This is a genomic window from Blastococcus sp. SYSU DS0973, assembly GCF_054051055.1.
In genome coordinates, this window is the sequence record NZ_JBJHAN010000002.1 from 25,051 (window position 1) to 44,606 (window position 19,556).

The following is a 19,556-nucleotide window of genomic DNA, read 5'->3' on the forward strand; positions in this document are numbered from 1 at the left end:
TGGGCCCTGAGAGGTTATCGGCGCAGGCGCCGCCGAAGGGGAAGAGACGTGTCCGCCTGCACCACCTGCCGGGCCCGGTGCGTCGAGGGGGCGACGACCACCGGGGCGCGGAGGTTGGCGGTGGCCTCGGCGGGATCGCCGTCCGGAACGCTGACCAGGCAGTAGACCCGGGCGTCCGCGGCGTCGGCCAGACCCAGCTCCCGCCGGACGGGGGCCGGCACCACGGGCGAGTAGTCCGGGAAGAACTCCCGGGCCGGGACGGCGAGGAACCGTGGCCCGTCCGGAGCCACCGCCTGCAGCCAGAACAGCAGCCCGGCTTTGTCCCCGGCGACCAGGACGTAGTCGGCATGGCGGGGGAACCCGGGCAGCGGCTCGGCGAACGAGAGCACCTGGACCGGGGGCGGAGCCGGTGCCGTCGTCGGACCCGCTGCGGGGCCGTCGGTGAGGGTGGTCATCAGCGCAGGTAGTCCAGCAGCGTGGGCGAGATCGCCTTGGCGGTGGCGGCCAGCGCCGACTCGTACGCCGTCTGCTGCATCTGCAACCTCATGATCGTGTTCGGCAGGTCGATGCTCTCGACCTCGGCCAGCCGGGTCTCCAGTCCGATGCCCCGGTCGGCGTTGAGCTGACCCTGCCGGTCCATCCGCGCGGATCGGGCGCCGACGTCGGCGAGCGCGGACCGCATGCCCTGCATCAGCCCGTCGAGATCCGCGAGATCCGTCTCCAGCGCCGTCGGATCGCCGGTCAGGTTGGTGGCGATGCGGCCGACGACCGCGAACAGGTCGGCACCGGCCGGCCCGAACGCCTCAGGGCCGTTCACGTCGATGCGGACCGACTCGGTGCTCGAGACCCGCCGGGACACCTCGGCGGCAGCCATGCCGAGGTAGGCGCCGGTGGTGGAGTCGTACGCCTGCTGCCCGGTGGTGATGCCACCGAAGAGCGGACGGCCGGCGTTGGTCGTGTTCGCCAACCCCAGGAGGCTCTCGCGCAGGGAACTGACCTCGGTGGCGAGCGCCTGACGGGCGGTGTCGGACATGCCGCCGGTGTTCAGCCCTTGCACGGTGAGGTCCCGGACCTTGCGGGTGACATCGGTGATCTGCTGCAGCGTGGAGTCGGTCTGGTTCAGCCAGCTCTGCCCGTCAGAGATGTTTCGCGCGTACTGGGCGACCGCCTCCTGGTCCGACCGCGTCTGCATGGCGCGGTTGGTACCGGTCGGCGAGTCCGACGGGGCGCTGAGCATCCTGCCCGAGGTGAGCTGCTGCTGGAGCTTGCCCAGCGCGTCGAGGTTCCGGTTGAGCCCCTGCAGGCTGGTGAGCGCGACGGCGCGCTGGGTGATGCGCATCCCAGGATCAGCGCCCGACCAGGCCGGTGCGGTTGATCAGGACGTCGAGCGCTTCGTCGATCGCGGTGATCATGCGCCCCGCGGCCGCGTAGGCGTGCTGGTACGAGAGCATGTTGGTGAGCTCCTCGTCGAGGTTGACACCGGCGACCGAGTCGCGTGCGGCGTCGACCGTGGTGGTGATGCTGCTCTGGATGCCGAGGTTGCGCTGGGACACCGCCGACTGGACGCCCAGCTCGACGATCATCTTCCGGTAGCCGGCGTCGACGCCGGTGACCGAGTTCGCCAGCTGGGCGATCGCGTCGGCGTTCCCGCGGTCGAGGTTGGGCGTGCCCGGCCCCACCGACGACGCGGCGATGCGCTTGGGGTCGGTGATCACGACCGAGATCGTGGACGCCGTGATCGGGCCGCCGGATGAACCGAGGAGCGCCGTCCCCGCATCGCCGTAGAGGTCGAAGCCGGCGGCGTGCGCGTCGTTGAGCGCCGTCGCCAGGCCCGTGGCGACGCCGTCGAGCTGGGCGCGGTAGCCGGGGATGATCGTGTTGAGGGTGTCGAGCTGCCCGGCGGCGGTCCCGCCGACGCGCACACCGAAGTTGCCGACCGCGGTCACGATGCGCAGCGGGTCACCGACGGCGGCGTCGGGGTCCGTCGAGCCGGCGAGGGTGAACGTCGTCGCCGAGCCCGACGAGACCAGGGACATCCCGCCGACGACGACATCGAGCACGCCGTCCTTGCCGTGCCGGACGGTCGCGCCCACCTGGTCGGCCAGCTTCATGACGAGCTCGTCGCGCTGGTCGGCGAGGTCGTTGCTCGGGAGGTTGCTCTGCGTCGCCCGCTGGATGGCCACGTTGAGCTCGGCGATGTTCGCCGCGGCCGCGTTGACGTCGGCCACCAGCACGGCGAGGTTCTCCCGGGTCTGGTCCCACTGCCCGCCGAGCTGCTGGTGGCTGAAGTGCAGTCCGCCGACGAGGGTCTCCAGGCGCTTGAGCACCTGCCCCCGGGCGGCGGGGTCGTCGGGTGAGTTAGCGACGTCCTGCCATCCTGCCCACATCTCCGACAGCATCTTCTGGACGCCCGTGTCACCGGGCTCGCGGAACGCCTGCTCGACGAGCTGGTAGGCGTCGGTCTCGGCGACCAGCTGGGCCTGGTGGGCGCGCTCGGTGTGCCCGCGGCCCTCCAGGAAGGCGTCCCGGATCCGGATGACGTCGTCCGCGCGGACGCCCTGGCCGATACCCGTGCTGGTCGAGAAGAAGGCCGGCACGGTGCTGCCGCTGATGGCGGACAGGTCCACCCGCTGACGCGAGTAGCCGTCGGTGTTGACGTTGGCGATGTTCTGGCCGGTCACGTCGAGGCCGCGGCGCTGCGCCCACAGGGCGGTGGTCGCCGTGTTCAACCCGGAGAACGTGCTCACAGGGCGCCGTCCAGGGTCACCGCACGGGAGCTGCCGCCGGAGTGGCGCCCGGTCGAGCCATAGGTGCCGGCCGAGGCGGTGCGGACCTGCAGCAGGGCGTCACCGATGGCGGCCAGACCGCCCTCGATCAGCTCCCGGTTGGCGTCGGAGAGGCTCCGCAGCTCGGTGACCAGAACGAGGAGCGCCTCGTGGTGCTTGGCGTACAGGTCGTTCCACGGCGCGGGCGCGACCTCGGCCACCTGGCGGAGCGAGGGGTTCGAGTCGATTCCCAGCTTCTGGGCCAGGGCCTCGGTCGCGGCAGCGCGCTCGACCTCGAGGGTGCGCAGCTGGTCGAGGACCACCTCGATCTCGTGGGCGATCCGCTGGAGCCAGCGGGTCTTGCCGGTGAGGAGGAGGTACTGCTTCTCCTCGGCCTTGAACAGCAGCAGGTCCAGCAGCTCCTGCTCCCGCCACAGCAACGTCGACAGGTGCTGGTAGTCCACGCGTCCACCGCCCTCCGTCGTCTCATTCGTGCTCGCTCGCAGCCGCAGTGCCGGGGCAACCGCCGTCGGAGCAGGCATCGGCACCGCTCGGGGAGGGTTGAGCCGAAGCGCGGAACTGGCGCTCGAGTTGACGAGAATTCCTGCCGGGACGTGGTGCCGACCCCGGCGCCGACCGCCGAGGAATACGGACGTGACCCCAGTCCGTGCCCTCGCGACCGAGCGACCACTGCGTGAGCGGTCCGCGCATGACCGGCCGTCGCGCGAACGCTTGCCGAACGGCCGGGTGCCGCACCCGGTCAAGGGGCGGTCGCCGGAGGAGGTCGACGCGCTGGTGACCGATCACCTCCCGCTCGCGGCCTTCGCCGTCAACGCCGTCGCGTCGCGGATCTCGCTCCCCGGCCACGTCAGCCGGGAGGACCTGCTCTCCTGCGCCCACGTGGCGCTGGTCGAGGTGGCGCGCCGGTTCGACCCGGCCGCCGGCGCCTCGTTCGCCACCTACGCCCTGGCCCGCCTGCAGGGCGCGGTCCTCGACGAGCTGCGGTCGGGCGACTGGGCCAGCCGCTCGGTGCGCGCCGCGGCCCGGCGAACGGACGCCGCCGTCGACGCGCTGACGATCAGCCTCGGCCGGCCACCCACCCGCGAGGAGCTCGCGCAGAGCCTGGGCGTCGCGCCAAGCGAACTGGACCACCTGCAGGTCGACGTCCACCGGGCCGTCATGGTGAGCATCGACGCCGAGGCCGGCCCCGACGGGACGACCCTGGACCTGCCCGATGTCAGCGAGTCACCCGAGCGCGCGGTCCTGCGGGGAGAGCGCGCCCGTCACCTGCACGAGGCGATCCGGGCCCTGCCCGACCGGCTCGACGAGGTCATCGAGCGCAATTTCTTCGGTGATGAATCGCTGACCGACATCGCGCAAGACCTTGGGGTGACCCTGTCGCGGGTCTCCCAGATGCGCGCGCGGGCACTGACCCTCCTGCACGCCGCCATGGGCGAGACGTGGGAGGGCATGGCCGTCCCGGCCACCGGCGGGGTCCGCGCGCGCAACCAGCAGCGCGCATACCTCGAGCGACTCTCCATCCGCGCCGGCACCGCCGTGCCGGCCACTCCCCCGATGCCGTCACCGCCGCGTCCACGGGCGGGCGCATGGATCACCCCCGACCGGACGGCGGCCGCGCGCCCCGCCTGAACGGACGGCGAAAAAAGCGTCGACTTCGCCTCAAGTCCCAGCGGGGTCAGACCGAAGTTGTTCCTGCGACACCAGCCCGGCCCGCAGCACGGATGCAGCGGGAGTCATCAGTAGGACCCCTTCCAAGGAGGAACATCATGGGTCTGCGCATCAACCAGAACATCGCGGCGATGAACTCGTACCGCAACCTGTCGATCACCGACGGGCAGATGAGCAAGTCCCTGGAGAAGCTCTCCAGCGGCTTCCGCATCAACCGCGCTGCGGACGACGCCGCCGGCCTCTCGATCTCCGAGGGTCTGCGGGCTCAGGTCGGTGGCCTGAAGGTCGCTTCCCGCAACGCTCAGGACGGCGTCTCCGTCGTGCAGACGGCGGAAGGTGCCTTGACGGAGACCCACTCGATCCTGCAGCGGATGCGTGACCTGGCCGTCCAGGCGTCCAACGAGGGCTCCCAGGACACCAAGGCCCAGGCCGCGGCGGACACCGAGTACCAGGAGCTCGCCAAGGAGCTCGATGACATCGCCACCAAGACCACCTTCGGTGGTCAGGCGCTGCTCAACGGGGACTACGACAAGAACTTCCAGGTCGGCGCGAACGCCGGCGAGCAGCTCAAGGTGACCATCGGCGACATGAAGGCGGCGACGCTCCTCACGGCCGTCGGCGATCTGAAGACCACGGCCAACGCCCAGACGGCCCTCGCCAGCATCGACACCGCCATCGGAACCGTGTCCACCGAGCGCTCCAAGCTCGGTGCGACGCAGAACCGACTCGAGCACAAGATCAACAACCTGAACGTCGCCGTTGAGAACCTGTCGGCGTCCGAGTCGCGGATCCGTGACACGGACATGGCGCAGGAGATGATGAGCTTCACCCGCTCGCAGATCCTGTCCCAGGCCGGCACCGCGATGCTCGCCCAGGCCAACCAGGCGCCCCAGGGCGTTCTGCGCCTCCTGGGCTGATCCGTCCCCTCCAGGGCCTGATCGACAAGCACCACAGCTCCACCCTGCTGAGGGGGGAGGCCCCCGGCCTCCCCCCTCACGCACAACCGGCACCGCCCCCGCGACACCTGGAGGACCGACGTGGCAGGCATGACCGTCGACGGCCTGGTCTCCGGACTGGACACGACCAGCCTGATCAACCAGCTCATCCAGGCCGAAGCGGCCCCGCAGACGGCGCTGAGGAACCGGCTGACCAGCACCGAATCGGCCGCGTCGGCCTACCGTTCGATCAACACCCGCTTCGACGCCCTCCGCACCGCCGCAGAAGCGGTTCTCAAACCCGAGACCTGGTCCTCGGCCAAGGCCTCGTCGTCGGCGCCGAGCGTCTCGGTGGCGCTCGGCAGCGCGCCGCAGACCGGGTCCCTGACCTTCGACGTCAAGGCCGTCGCCGTCACTCACTCGGTCGTGAGCACAGCCAGCTGGACGGCCTCCACGCAGCCGTACGGACTAGCGTCACCCATCGTCGTCCGTGACGCTCTGGACCAGCCCAAGGGCGAGATCGCTCTCCCGGCGGACGCCACGCTGGAGGACGCCGTCAAGGCCATCAACGCCGCCTCCTTCGGCCTCTCGGCCACCGCGGTACGCGTCGGCGACAATGACTACCGCCTGCAGGTCACCGCCAAGACGTCCGGGGTCTCGACGACCTTCGGGCTGGGAGGAGCCACCGAGTTCTCGACCACGACGCAGGGTGCCGACGCCCACATCACGGTGGGCAGCACCGCTGCGGCCTATGACGTGCGGTCGGCGACCAACGACTTCACCGGCCTGGTGCCCGGCGCCACCATCACGGTCAGCAAGCCCGAATCCGGGGTGACCGTGGCGGTCGGATCGAATCCCGAAGCGATCGCCGCGAAGGTCCAGGCCCTCGTGGACGCCGCCAACTCGGCCCTCGGGTCGATCTCCCTCTACGGCTCCAGCACCGGTGGCTCCATCGCGGTCCTCAAGGGCGACAGCACACTGACGAGCATGGCCGGTCAGGTGCTTCGAATCGCTTCGAGCGGCGCCGGAGGGACCGGCTCGGCCGCACCGGTCGGTATCCAGCTCACCCGGAACGGGTCGGTCACATTCGACAAGGCCACGTTCCTGGCCGCCTACGCGCGCGACCCGGCCATGGTCGAGGGGACGATCGTCGGCACGCCCGCCGGCCCGGGGCCGGACAACACGATCAACACCGCCGACGACGGCATGCCGGGTCTCGCGCGGGGTCTGCAGACCTTCACGAAGTCGGCGACCAACACGACGACCGGCACTCTGACCACGCTGGCCAAGAGCCGCGACGACCTGGTCAAGGACATCCAGGATCGGATCGACGCCTGGGACCTCCGGCTGGAGAAGCGCCGGGAGGCCCTGACCCGACAGTTCACCGCCATGGAGACGGCGCTGTCGACCATGAAGCAGCAGTCCTCGTGGCTCGCCGGACAGATCTCCTCCCTCCCGAGCTACGGCTAGTCCCTCGGTCCATCCCCGCTGCACCTGCGAATTTCAGGAGACGTCTCGATGAGTGCCGCTTCCCTCCGCGCTCGCTACCTCGGCGACACCGTGACCACCGCTTCGCCCCAGCACCTCCTGGTCATGCTCTACGACCGGCTGGCGCTCGACCTCGAGCGTGCCCACGAGGCAGCCGTTGGCGGTGATCGGCCGCGCGCGAACGAGGAGCTGCAGCACGCGCAGGCCATCGTGATGGAGCTGCTGTCGAGCCTTCAGGTGGACGCCTGGGAAGGCGGGCCCCGGCTGGCTGCGCTCTACAACTGGCTGATCAGCGAGCTGGTGCAGGCCAACGTCAAGCTCGACGGCAACCGCATCGCGTCCTGCCGCCAGGTGGTCGAGCCGCTGCGCGACGCCTGGCGCCAGGCCGCCGCCTCGCTGGCCGGCGCGGCGACGGCCTCGTGACCGGCGCTCCAGCCGCGCGCGAGGACGGCGCACCGCAGCCGGTCGAGTGGACCACGGTGCTCACCCACCTCGAGGGCGAGGTGGTCGCGGCGGAGCAGACCATGGCCTCCGGACGCGCCGAGGAGATCGCCTCCTGGGGCCGCCGCGTCGACGACTGGGTGCCGCCCTCGAGCCTGGGCCCCCTCCCCGACGACCTCCGCGAGCGCGCCGCCCGGCTCCTGCAGCACCAGCTCGCGGTCGCCGAGGAGCTGGTCGAGCGGATCATGCAGTCCCAGCGCCAGCGCGATCTGGCCGCCCGCATGTCCTACGCCCCCAGCCGGCCCGTCGCCTCGTTCGTCGACCGGGCCCTCTGACACCTGCCGACTTCCGCGCCCTCCGGCCGGTCACCGCTCCAGCGGTGACCGGCCGCGGTGCGTTCGAGGCCGTCGGTCACTCGGGGTGCTTGCCCGGGATCGCGCAGTCGTCACAGTCGTCACCACAGCCCCGTGTGGTCACTGCCACCCCTCCAGTCGCGAGAGCGCGGTCATGTCACCACCCAGCCGTGCCGATGAGGCTTGTGCACGGAGAGCAACACCTTTCGCCACGGATCGGCGGCCCAGCACTCGTTCGCGAGTGTCTTCCGCGTACCCGGAGGTCGATCGTGTCCTGCTCTCCCCGTCGGCGAGCCGCCTGATGATCGGCGACGCCACCTCGACGGTCCTGCACGCAGCCCTCGCCGGGCTCGCGAAGCGGCAGCGTGTCACCGCCGACAACATCGCGAACGTCAACACCCCCGGCTTCCTGGCCGGGCGCACGGACTTCGAGTCGTCGCTGCGCGGGGCCGTCAGCAGCGGGTCCACCCCGGCGATCTCGGGCGGCACCACCGCGCGCTCGCTGGAGCCGACGAACACCAACGGCAACAACGTCAACCTCGACGCGGAGACGGTCATCGCCACCGAGACCGGCCTGCGCTACCAGCTGGCGCTCAACGCGCTCGACGGGAAGTACAACTCGCTGCGCACGGCACTGAGGACGTCCTGACATGAGCATGTTCCAGGCTCTGAGCATCTCCCAGTCCGGGCTGATGACGCACCGCAAGTGGCTCGATGCCGTCTCCGACAACATCGCGAACATCAACACTGTCCGGCGCACCGACGAGGACGCCTTCCAGGAGCGGCTCGTCGTCGCCCAGGCCGTGGAGTACGGCACCGGCGAGGGCGGCGTGCGCGTGGCCCGCGCGGAGTTCGGCGACCCCGAGGGCCGCATGGTCTACGAGCCCGACCACGCGCTCGCCGACGCCGAGGGCTACGTCAGGTACCCCGACATCGACCTGGGCGACCAGATGACCCACATGATGATGGCGCAGCGCGGCTACCAGGCGAACCTCGCCGTGGTCGAGCGGGCCACCACCGCCTACCAGGCGGCCCTGCAGCTCGGGAAGCGCTGATGACGATCCCGCTCGGCGGCATCCCGCTCGTCGGCACGGGTGTGGTCACCGGCGTCGCCGGCAGCACCCGGGGCACTCCCCCCACCGAGGGCGCCGACGGCTTCGCCGCCGTCCTGGCCGCCACCTTCGACAGGCTCCAGGCCACCCAGTCGGTGACCTCGGACCTGGCTGTGCAGGCCGCCACGGGCGACCTGAAGGACGTCCACGACTACATGATCGCCAGCGCTGAGTCGGGCGTGGCCACGGAGTTGGTGGTGACCATCAAGAACCAGGCCGTCGCGGCGTTCACCGAGATCATGAGGATGCAGATCTGATGAATTCGGCGCTCGCCGGGACGCTGGAGCGTGCCCGCTCCACGTTCGACACGATCAGCCTCGGGCAGAGGGTCGTCATCGGCCTGCTGCTCGCCGGGCTGAGCCTCGGCGGGGTCTTCTTCTACAGCTGGATCACCACGCCCACCCAGGCCCCGCTGTTCTCGAACCTCGCATCCGCCGACGCGTCGGCGATCGTCGACGAGCTCAACGCCCAGGGCGTCGCCTACGAGCTGGCCGACGGCGGCGGCACGATCATGGTCGCCAAGGACGCCGTGTACGACCTGCGGCTGGCCATGAGCGGACAGGGCCTGCCGGCGGGCCAGGACACCGGCTACGCGCTGCTCGACGAGCAGGGCATCACCACCAGCGAGTTCCAACAGCAGGTCACCTACCAGCGTGCCCTCGAGGGCGAGTTGGCCAACACGCTCAAGGCGCTGGCCGGGGTCAACTCCGCCGTCGTGCACGTCGCCCTCCCCGAGGACGAGGTCTTCGTCAGCGAGAAGTCCGAGCCGACCGCGTCGGTCCTGCTCGACCTCACGCCCGGCACCGCGCTCTCCGGCGAGCAGATCCAGGCGGTCACCAACCTGGTCTCCTCCAGCGTCCGGGACATGGACCCCGACCAGGTCACCGTCGCCGACTCGACCGGCCAGGTGCTCTCCGCCGCCGGGACGGGCGTGACCGCGGCCGCCGGCGACGCGCGCTCGCAGGTGGAGATGGAGTACGAGAACCGGCTGGCCGCGAACGCCCAGAAGATCCTCGACTCGGTCGTCGGCCCGGGGAACGCGGTCGTGTCCGTCCGCGCCGACGTGGACCTGGCCCAGCGCGACACCACGTCGGAGACCTACCAGTTCGAGGAGGGCACCCCGCCCCTCTCGGAGCAGACGACGACCGAGGAGTACGTCGGCGGGGGTGCTCCCGTCGGCGGCATCCTGGGCCCGGAGAACATGCCCGACGCCGCGGAGGACGTGGGCGGGGAGTCGACCTACAACAAGGAGTCGACGACCGCCAACAACGCCGTCGGGAAGACGACCACGGTCGAGCAGGGCGCCCCGGGTGGGCTGAACCGGCTCACCGTCTCCGTCGTCATGGACGACGCCGTGGCCGGCAACCTCAACCAGCAGCAGATGACCGACCTGATGGTCACCGCCGTCGGCCTCGACGAGGCCCGCGGCGACGCCATCACCGTCGCCGCTCTGCCCTTCGACGCCACCGCGGCCGAGAACGCCGCCGCGGCCATGGAGGCCGCCCGCGAGGCCGAGGCCGCCGAGCAGATGTGGTCGATGATCCGCACCGGTGGCATCGCCGCAGGCATCGCGCTGGTCGTCCTGATCGTCTGGCTGCGCTCGCGCCGCCGGGACGACGAGGACGAGGACTACGAGCCGCTCGAGCTCGACGACGACCTGCTCGCCGAGCTGGACCGCCTGCGGGTGGCCAGCACGCGGGAGGAGCTCGAGGTCGACAACGCGGCCCTGGAGCTCGAGGCGGTCGAACGGGCCAAGGTGCGTGGGGAGATCTCGTCGATGGTCAGCGAGCGTCCGGACGAGGTCGCGGCCATGCTGCGCGGCTGGCTCAGCGAGAGCAAGTCATGACCCTCGCCAGCATCCCCGGCCTGCCGAGCACCGCCGTCGCCACCCCGCCGCGGCCCGAGATGCCGGGCCTGCGCAAGGCCGCCGTCTTCCTCGCCCAGATGAGCAAGGAGGAGGCCGGCGTCCTCCTGGCCCAGCTGCGCCCGCGGGAGGTCGAGGCGCTGACCCGGGAGCTGATGAAGCTCGGCTCGGTGGAGCTCGAGGACGTCGACGGCGTCATGCGCGAGTTCCACCACCTGATGACCGCACAGCAGTTCGTCGGCCGCGGCGGGGTCGAGTTCGCCCGCGAGATCCTGGCCGCCGGCCTCGGCCAGGACCAGGCCGAGGGCATCCTCTCCCGGCTGAACGTCGTGTACACCGAGGTGCCCTTCGCCTCGCTGCGACAGGCCGACGTCCGCCAGCTCGTCACCTTCCTCAAGGACGAGCACCCGCAGGTCATCGCGCTGGTGCTCGCCCACCTGACGGCCGCCCAGTCCGCCGAGGTGCTCTCGGGCTTCGCCCCGGAGCAGCAGGCCGAGGTCGCGCACCGCATCGCCACCATGGACCGCACCTCACCGGAGATGGTTCGGCTGGTGGAGGAGGAGCTCGGCCGCCGGATGGGCTCGATCCTGGCGCACCAGGACATGACCACCGTCGGTGGCGTCGAGACCCTCGTCGAGATCATCAACCGCTCCCCACGGCCGACCGAGCGCTCCATCCTGGAGTGGCTGGACAGGAGCGACCCCGAGCTGGCCGAGGCCGTCCGGGCGCAGATGTTCGTCTTCGAGGACATCGTCACCATCGACGACCGCTCCCTGCAGCTGGTGCTGCGCGACGTGGAGGCCAACGACCTGGCCACCGCGCTCAAGGGCGTGCGGCCCGACGTCCAGGAGAAGATCAAGCGCAACCTCTCCGAGCGCGCCGCCGAGAACCTCGTCGAGGAGATCGAGCTGCTCGGCCCGGTGCGCACGCGCACCGTCGAGGAGGCGCAGGCCAAGGTCGTCGCGGTCATCCGCACCCTCGAGGAGCAGGGTGTGCTGACCATCAGCCGGGGCGGGGACGATGACTTCGTCGCGTGACGACGCCCCCGGCGGCCACCGGCCTCCCCGGGAGGGCGCGATCCTGCGCGGTGGCTCCGCCGCGCTCGCCCGCCCCTACCGGGAGGTCGTGGCCGAGCGCGGTACCGCCGCGGCCGTGCCCACGGCTCGGACGGCGGCACCGGTGACCGCGGTGGTCGCGGCCCCCTCCCCCGCCGTCCCGGTGCAGCCCTTCCCGGTCGAGCGGCGGACGACCGTGCGCCGGGCCGAGGACCAGCCGGTCGCCGGCAGCAAGCCGTCGTTCCGGCTCGGCGACGTCTACGCCGAGGAGCTCGCCCGGCTGCGGACCCAGGCCCACGCCGAGGGCTTCGCGGCAGGTCACGCCGAGGGCCTGCTGGCCGCGGACGTCGTCGTCGCCGAGGCCGAGCGCGCCGCCGAGCAACGGCTCGCCGAGGTCCAGGCCCGCTGGGAGCGCCGGCTGGTCTCCGCCACCGCCGCCCTGGGCGCGGCGGCACGGCAGCTGGAGGAGAGCACCCGCCCGGTGGCCGACGACATCCGCGACTCCATCGTCGGCACGGTGCTCACCCTCGTCGAGGACATCCTCGGCCGGGAGCTCGCCCTGGCCACCGACCCGGTCGCGGACGCGGTGCGCCGCGCGCTCACGTTCTGCCCCGCGGACGCACCGGCGGTCGTGCGGCTGCACCCCGACGACCTCGCCGAGGTCCCCGCCGAGGCGCTCGCGGAGCTACCCGACAGCGTGCGCGTCGTCGCCGACCCCTCGGTGGAGCGAGCCGGGGCGATCGCCGAGTCCGGTCCCCGCCGGATCGACGCCCAGCTGGGCACGGCGCTGGCGCGGGTGCAGGCGGTGCTCAGCTCGTGACCGTCTCCCCCACGATGCTCGAGCGCGCCCGGGCCGCCGCCCGCCCGCAGGTGACCGGCACGGTCACCGGCGCCATGGGGCTGACGCTCAGCGTCGACGGCGTCAGCGCCGCCGTCGGCGACCTGGTCGAGATCGACCCCACCGACCGCCCGCTGCTGGCCGAGGTCGTCGCCGTCGGCCGGGACCGGCTCACCTGCATGCCGCTGGGCGGCCTCTCCGGCGTGCACGCCGGCGCGCCGGTGCGGACCACCGGCCGCCCCCTGCAGGTGCCGGTGGGCGAGGCGCTGCTCGGCCGCGTCCTCGACGGCCTGGGCCGGCCGGTGGACGGGGGCCCGCTACTGGGCGGTTCGGTCGACTGGGTGGACCTGGAGACCCGGACGCCGCACGCGCTCTCCCGCACCCGCGTGGAGGAGCCGCTCACCTTCGGCGTCCGCGCCCTGGACACCCTCGTCCCCTGCGGCAAGGGCCAGCGCCTCGGCATCTTCGCCGGCTCCGGCGTCGGCAAGTCCAGCCTGCTCGCGCAGATCACCCGGGGCACCGACGCCGACGTCCGGGTCATCGGGCTGATCGGCGAGCGTGGCCGCGAGGTGCGCGAGTTCATCGAGGAGAACCTCGGCGCGGAGGGTCTGGCCCGCACGGTCGTCGTCGTCGCCACCTCCGACGAGCCGCCGCTGGTGCGGCTCAAGGCCGCCTTCGTCGCCACCCGCATCGCCGAGGCCTTCCGCGACGAGGGCCGCGACGTCCTGCTGCTGATGGACTCCATCACCCGCACGGCGATGGCCCAGCGCGAGGTCGGGCTCTCCGCCGGGGAGCCACCCGCGACCCGGGGCTACCCGCCGAGCGTCTTCGCCATGATGCCGCAGCTGCTGGAGAAGGCCGGCACCGGCGCCACGGGCTCGATCACCGGTCTCTACACCGTCCTGGTCGAGGGCGACGACCACAACGAGCCCATCGCCGACACCGCCCGCTCGATCCTCGACGGGCACATCGTGCTCACCCGCACGCTCGCCACCGCCGGGCACTTCCCCGCCATCGACGTGCTGGAGTCCATCTCCCGCGTCGCCGGCGCGGTCGTGCCGCCGGCGCAGATGGCCGACGCCCGGGAGATCCGCCGCCTCATGGCGGCGCTGCGCGACGTCCGTGAGCTCATCGAGATCGGCGCCTACCAGGCCGGCAGCGACCCGCTGGTCGACCGTGCCCGGCAGCTCGCGCCGGGCATCGACGCGTTCCTTCAGCAACCGCTGGGCGAGTCGACCTCGCCGGCCGAGGCGTGGGCGTGGCTGCGGCGGATCGTGAGGGGCGGGTGAAACGCGCGGCCTTCCGGCTGCAGCCGGTCCTCGAGCTGCGCCGGACCGAGGAGCGCGCCGCCGCAGCAGCGGCCGCCGCCGCGGCCAGCACCGCCGCAGACGCCGCGCGGCGGGCCACCGAGCACGAGACCGCCCTGTCCGGGACGGTGCTGCCGCCGTCCCTCCCGGCCGGTTCTTTCGTGGCGGCGATGGTGCTGCTGCGGACGGCCGCCACCGACGCCGCCGACGCCCGTGCCCTGGCCACCGCCCAGGCCGAGCAGGCCGAGGCGGTCCGCGCGCAGTGGACCGCCGCCGCCCAGCGCACCAAGGCCCTCGAGCGCCTGGCCGAACGCCACCGGGCCGCCCACCAGCACGCCGCCGATGTCGCCGAGGAGCGCGCCGCCGACGACCTGGTCACCGGCCGGGCCACCCCCGGCACCACGAGGGAGACGACATGGAGGGGCTGAGCGCCGTCCAGGCCCGGATCTTCGAGATCCAGGCCCGGTTCCAGCCGGCCGCCGCCACCGCGTCGGCCGCCGCCTGGGCGTCCGCCGCCGGCGCGGCGGGCCTGAGCAGCACCTCGTCGGTCAGCACCCTGCCGTCGGGCGGGGGCACCGCGTCCGAGAGCGCCGTGGTCACCGAGGCGCAGAAGTACCTCGGTGTGCCGTACCTCTGGGGCGGGACCGACCCCGCCAAGGGGCTGGACTGCTCCGGCTTCACCAAGCTGGTCTACGGCAACCTCGGCGTCGAGCTGCCGCGCACCTCCTCGCAGCAGGCGACCGCGGGCAAGGCCGTCGCCTCGCTCGACGCCGCCCGCCCGGGCGACCTGGTCTTCTTCGACCACTCCTCGTCCCGCGCGGGGATCGACCACGTGGGCATCTACCTGGGCAACGGCCAGATGGTCGCCGCACCGCAGGCCGGTGAGACGGTCAAGGTGCAGGCGGTCGGCAATCCGACGGTGATCCGCCGGGTTCTCCCCGCGTCCACCGGGGCGACGACCGTACCGACGACCGGCGGCACGCTGGCCGGGGCGCCCTACGCCGACCTCTTCACGCGGGCGGCGAGCAAGCACGGGATCGACGCCTCCCTGCTCGCGGCCGTCGCCGAGCAGGAGTCCGGATTCGACTCCTCGGCCGTCTCCCCGGCCGGGGCCCAGGGACTCATGCAGTTCATGCCGGCGACCGCCCGGGGTCTGGGCGTCGACGCGTTCGACCCTGCCTCGGCGATCGACGGCGCAGCGACGTACCTCAGCAGCCTGACCAGGCAGTTCGGCTCCACGGAGCTGGCCCTGGCGGCGTACAACTCCGGCCCCGGCACGGTGAGCCGCTACGGGGGCGTCCCGCCCTACCCGGAGACCCAGAACTACGTCCGGTCGGTCATGAGCAAGGCGGAGGCCTACCGATGACAGCTCCCGTGACCACCACCGCCCCGGCCCCGCGCGCCCCGTCGACGACGTCGTCCGGCGGGTCCACCGACAGCGCGGCGCCCTTCGCGTCGGCCCTGGACGGCGCCCTGGCCGGTGGCCGGGGCGGGCTCTGCGACGCCACGGCCGGCGGCGGCCGGCAGTCCTCCGGCGGACCGGCGGCGGGTGAGGACGGCGAGCTCCCGGAGGAGGGGACGATCCCCGTCGTCGACACCGCGGCGGCCGGCGTGGCCGCCGCGCTGTGGGCGCTGGCCCTGGCCACGACCGCCACCCCGGCGGCCGGTGGACCGGTCGCCGCGGAACCGGCGACCGCCGCGCTGCCCGGTGTCCTCCCGGCGGGGGCTGTGCCGGCCGGGCCGCCCCCGGTGCTCGCGGCCGAGGCAGCAGCGGCCGTCGAGGCCGTGCCCACCCCGGCGACCGGCGCGCTCGGCGCGGCAGCGGGCGACGTACCGACTCCCGCCGGCGCGCCGGCCACCGGGACGACGGCCGCGGTGCACCTGCCCGTGGTCACCGTCGCCGCCGCGACCGCGACCCCGGCCGGCACCGAGGAGACCGCCGGTCCGCAGCCGGCCGGTGCGGGCACGCCCGCCGGCGCGCCCGTGCCGGCCCCCCCTGCGGGGTCCACGCCACCGGGGTCCGGCGGACCCGGTGACGGCGAGCCGCGCCAGGATGCCCCACCCACGTCCGTGCCGGGGACGCAGACCACCGCGGAGACGGCCCCTGGGCCGGCGGCACCGGTCACGTCCCCGGCCGGCACCGTACCGGCGCCCGTCACGGCGGCCGTCGCCGCTGCGGCTGCGGCGGACGCCGCCCCGGCCACCGGGGCGGGCGCCTCGCTCCCGGTGTCCGGCCAGGTCGCCCGGCAGGTGGCGGTGCTCAGCGGAGCCGGCGACGGCTCGCACACGATGACGCTGGTGCTCACCCCCGAGAACCTCGGCCCGGTCGAGGTCAAGGTGACCGTCAGCCAGGGCAGCCTCGACCTCACTCTGCGCGGTGCCCACGAGCTGGGCCGCGCCACGCTCCTGGACGCCCTCCCCGAGCTCCGCCGCGACCTGGAGTCCGCCGGTCTGAGCCCGTCGCGGGTCGAGGTCGACCCGGACGCCGGCGGCTCCTGGCTGGCCCGGCACGCCGGGCAGCAGGCGCAGCAGGGGTCCGGCGACCGTGGTTCCGCGCAGGACGGAAGCGGCGAGCGGTTCCGGTCCGGGGGGCGGACTGCCGATAGCGGAGAGGGGCGACCGAACCAGCCCCGCGCCCGATCCACGTCGTCCGGCGTGGACGTGCTCGCCTGAGAGAAGGAGCCACCCACCGATGCCGGACGCAGTGAGCGGGGCCACCAGCGCCGCCGCGACCTACTCGGCCACGGGCACCGTGGACCGGGGGGACCAGATGGGCAAGGACACCTTCCTCAAGCTGCTGGTCGCCCAGATGAAGTACCAGGACCCGGGCAACCCGGCTGACACCAACCAGCTGATGGCCCAGACGGCGACGTTCAGCCAGGTGGAGAAGCTCGAGGAGATCGCCAAGCAGAACGCCTCGATGCTGGCGCTCCAGCGCTCCAGCAGCGCGGGCGCGATGGTCGGCCAGACCGTCACCTACACCGACTCGACGGGCGTCTCGAAGACCGGCGTCGTCAGCTCCGTCCGCCTGGCCACCGACAAGGCCGAGGCGGAGGCCAGGATCGGCGGCGTCGCCGTACCCGTCGGCCGGATCACCGACGTCGGCACCCGCTGACGCCTCCCCCGACCCCGCGCCGACCCGCGCTCCCCCACCCCGAGACCCCACCCGGAGGAGATCCCCGATGCTCCGCTCCATGTTCTCCGCCATCTCCGGTCTGCGTGCCCACCAGACGAAGATGGACGTCACCGGCAACAACATCGCCAACGTCAACACCGTCGGCTTCAAGAGCAGCGCCACGGTCTTCCAGGACACGCTCTCCCAGGCGGTGCGCGCCGGCGGTCAGCCTGCCGAGGACCGCGGCGGCACCAACCCCGCGCAGATCGGCCTCGGCGTCAAACTGGCCGGGATCACCACCAACTGGACCAACGGTGCGGCCCAGTCCACCGGGCGGTCCACCGACTTCATGATCGAGGGCGACGGCTTCTTCGTCGTCGCGGGGGCGGGCGGGCAGCAGCTGTTCACCCGGGCCGGCTCCTTCGACTTCGACGCCACCGGCAAGCTGGTCACCCCCGACGGCTCGATCCTGCAGGGTTGGGTGGCCGACGCGAACGGCGACGTGAACCCCAACGGCCCGGTCGAGGACCTGGTCGTCCCCTACGGGCAGATCGTGAACCCGAAGTCGACGACGGCAGGCAGCATCATGGGCAACCTGCCCTCCGACGTCGCCGACACCTCCGCTTTCCAGCTCGGTGCGGACATGTACGACAGCCAGGGTGTGCTGCACAAGGTCGCGTACGACTTCGTGAAGACCGGGGACAACGCCTGGAACGTCAGCGTCACGCACGCCGACGGCACCCAGCTGATGGGCCCGACCGGCATCGTCTTCGACGCGGCGGGCAACCTCACCACCCCGGCCGGCCCCGACCACGTGCTCGGCGCGTTCAACCCGAACGACGCTCTCCCCGCTGGCTCGTACCCCAGCTGGGACAACGACGTGACGATCAGGCTCGCCGGGCTGACCCAGTTCGGTGGCACGAACACCGTCGCCGCGCCGAAGCCGGACGGCTACGCGCTGGGCTCCCTGCAGTCCTTCTCGCTCGGCAACGACGGAACGATCATGGGGGTCTACTCCAACGGCCTGCGCCAGCCGCTCGGCCGGCTGGCCCTTGCCTCCTTCAACAACCCGAGCGGGCTGGAGAAGGCCGGCAACTCGGCCTTCCGCGTGGGTGTGAACTCCGGGCTGGCGAACATCGGCCAGGCGGGCGTCGGGGGCCGCGGCGAACTGATGTCGGGCGCGCTGGAGATGTCCAACGTGGACCTCAGCGAGGAGTTCACCGGGTTGATCATCGCCCAGCGCGGCTTCCAGGCGAACAGCCGGGTGATCACCGCGTCCGACGAGCTGCTGCAGGACCTGGTCAACCTCAAGCGCTGATGCGGGACCTCCCTCCCTCCCCGTCGACCGCACGCCGGGAACCGGGCGGGAAGGAGGCGGAAGGCCGACGGCCCGGTCACCCGGACGGGTGACCGGGCCGTCCGTGCCACGCCCCCGGCCAGGGCCTTTCGGCTCAAGGAAGCCCGTTCCGGGACCGATGAGAACAGTGCTGCCCGTTGTACGGGCCCCACCGAGCAAGAGGACCGACCCCGTGATCCGAGTGACGCGCCTGAACGGCGACCAGTTCGCGCTCAACCCCGACCTGATCGAAAGGGTCGAGGGCCACCCGGACACGGTGGCCTTCCTGGTGGACGGCACGAAGTACGTGGTTCGGGAGAGCGTGGACGAGGTCCTCCAGGAGATCCGCGAGCACCGCGCCGGCATCCTCGCCATCTCCTACGCGATGGACCGGGGAACCTACCGCCGGCACATCCCCGAGCAGCAGGTCAGCGGTTCGTCGGTCGTGCCGTTCCCCGTCCGAGAGGAGCGCTGATCCGTGGATCCGGCCACCCTCATCGGCTTCGTCGTCTCGCTCGTCGCCCTCCTCGCCTTCATGGTCATGGAGGGCGCCGACCCGACGTCGCTGATCTTCCTCCCGGCGATCATCCTGGTGATCGTCGCCACGTTCGGTGCGGCGATGTCCGGCCAGACGATGGACGACATCAAGAAGCTGCCCGCCTGGTTCACGATGGCGGTGATGCCGGCCAAGGTGGCGCCGCCGACCGACCAGATCCGGATCCTGGTGACGCTCGCGGAGAAGGCCCGCAAGGAAGGCCTGCTGGCGCTGGAGGCCCAGGTCAAGGCGATCGAGGAGCCGTTCCTGCGACGCGGCCTGCAGATGGCCATCGACGGCACCGACCCCGAGGAGCTGCGCGCGGTCCTCGAGAGCGAGATCGCCGCCAAGAAGTCCGAGGACAAGGTCGCCGCCAAGTTCATGACCACGATGGGCGGCTACGCGCCGACCATCGGCATCGTCGGCTGCATCGTCGGCCTGATGAACGTGATGGGGAGCCTCAGCAACCCCGAGGCGCTGGGCCCGATGATCGCCGCGGCGTTCGTCGCCACCCTGTGGGGCGTCATGGCCGCCAACTTCTGGTTCCTGCCGATGGGCGCCAAGATCATGCGGGTCAGCGAGCTGCAGGCCGCCCAGATGGAGCTGCTCGTCGAGGGCATCACCGAGATCCAGGCCGGTACCAGCCCGCGCGCCGTCCGGCTGAAGCTGACCTCTCTCGTGCCGCCCGGCTCGGTCGCCAAGGAAGCCGCGTGAGCACGCCCG

Annotated in this window: 23 protein-coding genes; 19 read left to right on the forward strand and 4 right to left on the reverse strand. The window is 72.3% G+C overall.

Features of this window, described 5'->3' with window-relative positions; genetic code table 11:
* Positions 1-14 precede the first annotated feature (14 nt).
* Genes fliW through ACI791_RS03915 form a run of 4 tightly spaced genes read right to left on the reverse strand, consistent with a single transcriptional unit; the run spans position 15 to position 3,229 of the window.
* The gene (fliW, locus tag ACI791_RS03900) at positions 15-455 is read right to left on the reverse strand and encodes a flagellar assembly protein FliW (protein ID WP_456584838.1); all 441 of its coding nucleotides are present in this window, start codon (positions 453-455) and stop codon (positions 15-17) included.
* Positions 455-1,339 (reverse strand): flagellar hook-associated protein FlgL, encoded by an 885-nt coding sequence (gene flgL / locus ACI791_RS03905; protein ID WP_456584839.1) that lies wholly within the window; start codon positions 1,337-1,339, stop codon positions 455-457. Before flgL ends, fliW begins: the two co-directional genes overlap by 1 nt.
* Before the next feature lie 7 nt (positions 1,340-1,346).
* Positions 1,347-2,747: a flagellar hook-associated protein FlgK gene (flgK, locus tag ACI791_RS03910; protein WP_456584840.1), complete on the reverse strand. Its 1,401-nt coding sequence runs from the start codon at positions 2,745-2,747 to the stop codon at positions 1,347-1,349.
* Positions 2,744-3,229 (reverse strand): flagellar protein FlgN, encoded by a 486-nt coding sequence (locus tag ACI791_RS03915; protein WP_456584841.1) that lies wholly within the window; start codon positions 3,227-3,229, stop codon positions 2,744-2,746. Before ACI791_RS03915 ends, flgK begins: the two co-directional genes overlap by 4 nt.
* A 331-nt stretch (positions 3,230-3,560) precedes the next feature.
* Here ACI791_RS03915 and ACI791_RS03920 point away from each other — a divergent pair, with 331 nt between their 5' ends.
* The 19 genes from ACI791_RS03920 (at position 3,561) to ACI791_RS04010 (ending at position 19,547) form a co-directional block, all read left to right on the forward strand.
* Positions 3,561-4,415: a sigma-70 family RNA polymerase sigma factor gene (locus ACI791_RS03920; protein WP_456584842.1), complete on the forward strand. Its 855-nt coding sequence runs from the start codon at positions 3,561-3,563 to the stop codon at positions 4,413-4,415.
* A 137-nt stretch (positions 4,416-4,552) separates the two neighbouring features.
* Positions 4,553-5,371, forward strand: a complete 819-nt coding sequence (locus ACI791_RS03925; protein ID WP_456584843.1) for a flagellin N-terminal helical domain-containing protein — start codon at positions 4,553-4,555, stop codon at positions 5,369-5,371.
* Between the two features lie 129 nt (positions 5,372-5,500).
* Positions 5,501-6,859: a flagellar filament capping protein FliD gene (gene fliD, locus ACI791_RS03930; protein ID WP_456584844.1), complete on the forward strand. Its 1,359-nt coding sequence runs from the start codon at positions 5,501-5,503 to the stop codon at positions 6,857-6,859.
* 48 nt (positions 6,860-6,907) lie between these two features.
* Positions 6,908-7,300 carry a flagellar export chaperone FliS gene (fliS, locus tag ACI791_RS03935; protein ID WP_456584845.1) on the forward strand — a complete coding sequence of 131 codons (393 nt, stop codon included), beginning with the start codon at positions 6,908-6,910 and terminating at the stop codon, positions 7,298-7,300.
* Complete coding sequence (locus ACI791_RS03940) at positions 7,297-7,653, forward strand: hypothetical protein (RefSeq protein WP_456584846.1); 357 nt, start codon at positions 7,297-7,299, stop codon at positions 7,651-7,653. Before fliS ends, ACI791_RS03940 begins: the two co-directional genes overlap by 4 nt.
* Before the next feature lie 259 nt (positions 7,654-7,912).
* A complete protein-coding gene (gene flgB / locus ACI791_RS03945) occupies positions 7,913-8,320 on the forward strand; it encodes a flagellar basal body rod protein FlgB (protein WP_456584847.1) in 408 nt (135 codons plus the stop codon).
* Position 8,321: 1 nt separating this feature from the next.
* Positions 8,322-8,726, forward strand: coding sequence for a flagellar basal body rod protein FlgC (gene flgC / locus ACI791_RS03950; protein ID WP_456584848.1), 405 nt, complete (start codon positions 8,322-8,324; stop codon positions 8,724-8,726).
* Complete coding sequence (gene fliE, locus ACI791_RS03955; protein ID WP_456584849.1) at positions 8,726-9,040, forward strand: flagellar hook-basal body complex protein FliE; 315 nt, start codon at positions 8,726-8,728, stop codon at positions 9,038-9,040. Before flgC ends, fliE begins: the two co-directional genes overlap by 1 nt.
* Positions 9,040-10,629 (forward strand): flagellar basal-body MS-ring/collar protein FliF, encoded by a 1,590-nt coding sequence (gene fliF / locus ACI791_RS03960; RefSeq protein ID WP_456584850.1) that lies wholly within the window; start codon positions 9,040-9,042, stop codon positions 10,627-10,629. Before fliE ends, fliF begins: the two co-directional genes overlap by 1 nt.
* Positions 10,626-11,684 (forward strand): flagellar motor switch protein FliG, encoded by a 1,059-nt coding sequence (gene fliG, locus ACI791_RS03965; protein ID WP_456584851.1) that lies wholly within the window; start codon positions 10,626-10,628, stop codon positions 11,682-11,684. Before fliF ends, fliG begins: the two co-directional genes overlap by 4 nt.
* Positions 11,668-12,522, forward strand: coding sequence for a FliH/SctL family protein (locus ACI791_RS03970; protein WP_456584852.1), 855 nt, complete (start codon positions 11,668-11,670; stop codon positions 12,520-12,522). The genes fliG and ACI791_RS03970 overlap by 17 nt, the downstream gene beginning before the upstream one ends.
* Positions 12,519-13,829: a FliI/YscN family ATPase gene (locus tag ACI791_RS03975; protein ID WP_456584853.1), complete on the forward strand. Its 1,311-nt coding sequence runs from the start codon at positions 12,519-12,521 to the stop codon at positions 13,827-13,829. Before ACI791_RS03970 ends, ACI791_RS03975 begins: the two co-directional genes overlap by 4 nt.
* Positions 13,826-14,275, forward strand: a complete 450-nt coding sequence (locus ACI791_RS03980) for a flagellar export protein FliJ (RefSeq protein WP_456584854.1) — start codon at positions 13,826-13,828, stop codon at positions 14,273-14,275. The genes ACI791_RS03975 and ACI791_RS03980 overlap by 4 nt, the downstream gene beginning before the upstream one ends.
* A complete protein-coding gene (locus ACI791_RS03985) occupies positions 14,263-15,213 on the forward strand; it encodes a transglycosylase SLT domain-containing protein (protein WP_456584855.1) in 951 nt (316 codons plus the stop codon). Before ACI791_RS03980 ends, ACI791_RS03985 begins: the two co-directional genes overlap by 13 nt.
* The gene (locus ACI791_RS03990) at positions 15,210-16,520 is read left to right on the forward strand and encodes a flagellar hook-length control protein FliK (protein ID WP_456584856.1); all 1,311 of its coding nucleotides are present in this window, start codon (positions 15,210-15,212) and stop codon (positions 16,518-16,520) included. The genes ACI791_RS03985 and ACI791_RS03990 overlap by 4 nt, the downstream gene beginning before the upstream one ends.
* A gap of 19 nt (positions 16,521-16,539) precedes the next feature.
* Positions 16,540-16,962, forward strand: coding sequence for a flagellar hook assembly protein FlgD (locus ACI791_RS03995; RefSeq protein ID WP_456584857.1), 423 nt, complete (start codon positions 16,540-16,542; stop codon positions 16,960-16,962).
* A 67-nt stretch (positions 16,963-17,029) separates the two neighbouring features.
* Positions 17,030-18,280, forward strand: a complete 1,251-nt coding sequence (locus tag ACI791_RS04000) for a flagellar hook protein FlgE (RefSeq protein WP_456584858.1) — start codon at positions 17,030-17,032, stop codon at positions 18,278-18,280.
* 211 nt (positions 18,281-18,491) lie between these two features.
* Positions 18,492-18,773 carry a flagellar FlbD family protein gene (locus ACI791_RS04005; protein ID WP_456584859.1) on the forward strand — a complete coding sequence of 94 codons (282 nt, stop codon included), beginning with the start codon at positions 18,492-18,494 and terminating at the stop codon, positions 18,771-18,773.
* A gap of 3 nt (positions 18,774-18,776) precedes the next feature.
* On the forward strand, positions 18,777-19,547 hold the full coding sequence (locus tag ACI791_RS04010) for a motility protein A (protein ID WP_456584860.1): 771 nt from the start codon (positions 18,777-18,779) through the stop codon (positions 19,545-19,547).
* Positions 19,548-19,556: the final 9 nt, after the last annotated feature.